5 protein-coding genes are annotated in these 3,521 nt (G+C 70.6%); 2 read left to right on the top strand and 3 right to left on the bottom strand.

Features of this window, described 5'->3' with window-relative positions:
• The coding region (locus tag ACZ4MH_RS34025; RefSeq protein WP_351602124.1) for a hypothetical protein at positions 1-327 on the top strand (327 nt) is incomplete at its 5' end.
• Between the two features lie 113 nt (positions 328-440).
• Here ACZ4MH_RS34025 and ACZ4MH_RS34020 read toward each other — a convergent pair.
• A complete protein-coding gene (locus ACZ4MH_RS34020) occupies positions 441-1,448 on the bottom strand; it encodes a stage II sporulation protein M (RefSeq protein ID WP_351602127.1) in 1,008 nt (335 codons plus the stop codon).
• Positions 1,449-1,585: 137 nt separating this feature from the next.
• Between ACZ4MH_RS34020 and ACZ4MH_RS34015 the strand changes: the two genes are divergently transcribed.
• A complete protein-coding gene (locus ACZ4MH_RS34015) occupies positions 1,586-2,581 on the top strand; it encodes an RDD family protein (RefSeq protein ID WP_351602130.1) in 996 nt (331 codons plus the stop codon).
• Positions 2,582-2,609: 28 nt separating this feature from the next.
• Here ACZ4MH_RS34015 and ACZ4MH_RS34010 read toward each other — a convergent pair whose 3' ends face one another.
• Positions 2,610-3,239 (bottom strand): hypothetical protein, encoded by a 630-nt coding sequence (locus ACZ4MH_RS34010; RefSeq protein WP_351602133.1) that lies wholly within the window; start codon positions 3,237-3,239, stop codon positions 2,610-2,612.
• Positions 3,240-3,426: 187 nt separating this feature from the next.
• The coding region (locus ACZ4MH_RS34005; protein ID WP_351587956.1) for an adenosylhomocysteinase at positions 3,427-3,521 on the bottom strand (95 nt) is incomplete at its 5' end.

Genomic DNA, 3,521 nt, shown 5'->3' with positions numbered 1-3,521 from the left:
CTTACCAGATCCTTTTCAGTGATCCGGCCCCCTGTCGGAGCGGGGTTGCTTTCCGGTCCGGCCCTTTCGGGCTTTCCCTTCCGGCGTTTCCGACTTTACCAGATTCGCGTCCGCGTCGTTTCCGACTCGGATTTTGTTTCCGGTGGCCTTTGGATTGGCCTTTCGCCTTTCGGCGGCTCCGACTTTATCAGAAGCGCTTTCGCCGATTTGATCGACCTGACGTTCCCGATAAGAGATCGGAAGGACCCCGCCGAATTGAATTTCGGCCAGAGTGCAGTAGATGTTAACTGCCACAGGGGAGCTAGTCCAGCTCCCGGCAACCGTTAAAATCTACCTCCCCGAGTCGTCCGTGTCAACGGGGTTCCTCGGGTGAACAGGAGATTAGCAGCTCAGGGGTGTCCGGTGCACATCCGGCTCCCCGTGGCCCCGGAGGCTGCGGTTCAGGCGGCGGTGGGCAGCGTGGCGTCGCGGTCGGAGCGCTCGACGTCGCCGGTCTCCCCCGCTCGGGCAGCGCGGCGGCCGGCCCCGTAGACGTACGCGAGGAACGCCAGCTCGGCGACGATGCCGATGCCGATGCGGAGCCAGGTCGGCAGGCCGGACGGGGTGACGAAGCCTTCGATGGCTCCGGAGACGAGGAGTACGGCGGCCAGCCCCAGGGCCACGCCCAGTGCCGCGCGCCCTTCCTCGGCCAGGGCGTTGCGTCGGGTGCGCGGGCCCGGGTCGATCACCGTCCAGCCGAGCTTGAGGCCCACTCCCCCGGCGACGAACACGGCCGTCAGCTCCAGTAGGCCATGCGGCAGGATCAGCCCGAGGAACGTGTCGAGCCGGCCCGCCGAGGTCATCAGGCCGATGCCGACGCCGACATTGAGCATGTTCTGGAAGAGGATCCAGAGCGCCGGCACGCACAGGAAGGCGCCGAGGACCAGGCAGAGCGCGGCCGCCTGGGCGTTGTTCGTCCAGACCTGGGCCGCGAAGGAGGCGGCGGGATGGCTGGAGTAGTACGTCTCGTACTGGCCGCCCGGTCTGGTCATCTCCCGTAGGGCGTCGGGGGCCCCGATGGATGCCTGGACCTCCGGGTGCGCGGCGATCCACCAGCCGATGAGGGCCGCGACAACGGTGGAGAGGATCGCGGTGGGTATCCACCAGTGCCGGAGCCGGTAGAGCGCGGCGGGGAACGAGGTCGTGAAGAAGCGGGCGGCGTCGCGCCAGGACGCCTTGCGCGCCCCCGTCACAGCGCTGCGCGCGCGGGCGACCAAGGACGTCAGCCTGCCGGTCACGGCGGGGTCCGGTGCGGTGGACTGGAGCAGCGAGAGGTGGGTGGTGGCGCGCTGGTACAGGGTGATCAGTTCGTCGGCCTCGGCGCCCGAGAGGCGGCGCTTGCGGCGTACCAGGGTGTCGAGGCGGTCCCACTCGGCGCGGTGCGCGGCGACGAAGACATCGAGGTCCATTCAGTAGCGCTCCTCGTCCCCATGTGACGGTCCTGGCCCTCATGATGAACGTACTGAGCCGATTGTCGTATCAGCTTGGCAGACTGGCGCTGCCGGCAGCGGGCGGGCGGGGACGCGGGCAAGGGAGGACGGCGCTGATGAATGAGCTGGTGACGGGTGAGGCGGTCGTACTCGGGCTGCGGCCTGCCAGGCTGCCGAGCCGGGCGCTGGCCGTGCTCATCGATCTCGCCGTGACCTGGGCCGGCTACATCCTGATCTCCATGGCGCTGTTCGCGGCGACGGGCTCGCTGGACGCGGCCGCGCTGGCGGCCCTCTCGGTGGCGGCGTTCGTCCTCGTACTGGTCGGGATTCCGATCGTTGTCGAGACGCTGAGCCACGGCCGCTCTCTGGGCAAGCTCGTGTGCGGACTACGGGTGGTGCGCGAGGACGGTGGTCCGATCCGCTTCCGGCACGCGCTGGTGCGCGGGGCAATGGGGGCCATCGAGATCGTGCTGACGATGGGCGTCGTGGCGTGCGTCGCCTCCTTGGTGTCGGCGCGCGGGCGGCGACTGGGGGACGTGTTCGCGGGCACGGTCGTCGTACGGGAGCGGATACCGGTGCCGCAGGGCGGGTCGGCGCTGCCGCCTCCGCCGCCGTGGCTCATGGGGCGGCTCGGGGCGCTGGACCTGTCGCGCGTACCGGACAGCTGGTGGCTGACCGTGCGGCAGTTCCTGGGACGGATGCAGCAGCTGGATCCGCAGGTCGGGTGGCGGATGGCTGGGCAGCTCGCCGAGGACTTCGTGGGGTGGACGGGAGCGGTGCCGCCGCAGGGTATGCATCCGGCCGCCTATCTGTCGGCGGTGGTGTTCGAACGGCAGGGGCGGGAAGTGCGGCGGACCTTCGGGACGGGCCGGTCGGCGGTAGGGACCGCCTCGGATGCGGGGGTGGCCGTACCGGATGCGTGGGCGGTCGCACCGGATGCGGGGGCGGCCGGAGCCGCAAGCCCCGCAGTCCCCGAGAGCCCCGCAGCACCGGCAGTACCCGGAAAGCCCGCGGATCCGGCAGGTCCCGCAGGTCCGGCAGCACCCGAAGCACCGCGTTCGGCGGGCCCAGCGGACGCGGGACGTACGACGGGGTTCGCGCCGCCCGTGTGAGCTGACGGCGCCCGCAGGCGGGACCGCCTCAGAAATCCGTCTCGGTGGGGAAGGTCGACGGCGGGGTTTCGAGTTCTTCGAGCTCGATGCCGGGAGCGGAGAGTACGACGTCGCCGGCGATGTGGACGGCGTGCTGTTCGCCGGTCTCCAGGTCGTTGACCTGGTACTCGTCCACAGTCAGCGGGCCGTTGTCAGTGGCGTGTGCTGTCCTGTTCAGCAGGGCCCAGGACTGGTCGAGCGTCCGGGGTGCGAGGACGGGGGGTGTGAAGGCCACGAGCCGGGTGCGGACGGCGCCGGAGCCGGGGGCGGGGCGCAGCAGCCGGGCGGTGGCGACGAGGAAGGCGGGGGACGCGCCGGTGAAGGAGTGGGCGGGGACGTTGCCTTCGGTGGCGTGCGTACCGGAGGGGTCGGTACGGACCCAGGTGACGCCCTCCAGCGCGGCGCCGCGCACCTGCCAGGACGCGGCGTGGAGTTCCAGGCGGATGGGGCGGCCGAGGTCGTCGAGGGTGAGGTCGACGGAGCCCGCGTGATCGCCGGAGGGGGTGGTGATCTGCGAGACGTAACGCCAGCCGGAGGGGCCGGTGGCGCAGTGGAAGTGCTCTTCACCGAGGGGGGTGTGATCGTGCGTGTCGTGCAGCGAGTAGCGGCCGCGGGGCATGGGGGTCCTTCAGTGGTTCCGTCAGAGCCTGGGGTAGGCCCCAGGCTCTCAGGGCGTCCCGCGAGGGGAGCTGCTGACGAGGCTACGCAAGGGCCGGGACGGGCCAGGCCCCCGCCCTGGGGACGGGGGCCTGGATCGAACGATCAAACGGTGGCGCAGCCGCTAGCGGTGGCGCAACCGGTGGCCGTCAGTAGCGGTAGTGGTCGGGCTTGAACGGGCCGTTGACCTCGACGCCGATGTAGGCGGCCTGCTCGGGGCGGAGCTCGGTGAGCTTGACGCCGA

It is taken from the genome of Streptomyces sp. NPDC026301 (assembly GCF_055567935.1).
The sequence above is the reverse complement of the archived record's forward strand: the minus strand, read 5'-3'. Positions and strand labels throughout refer to the sequence as shown.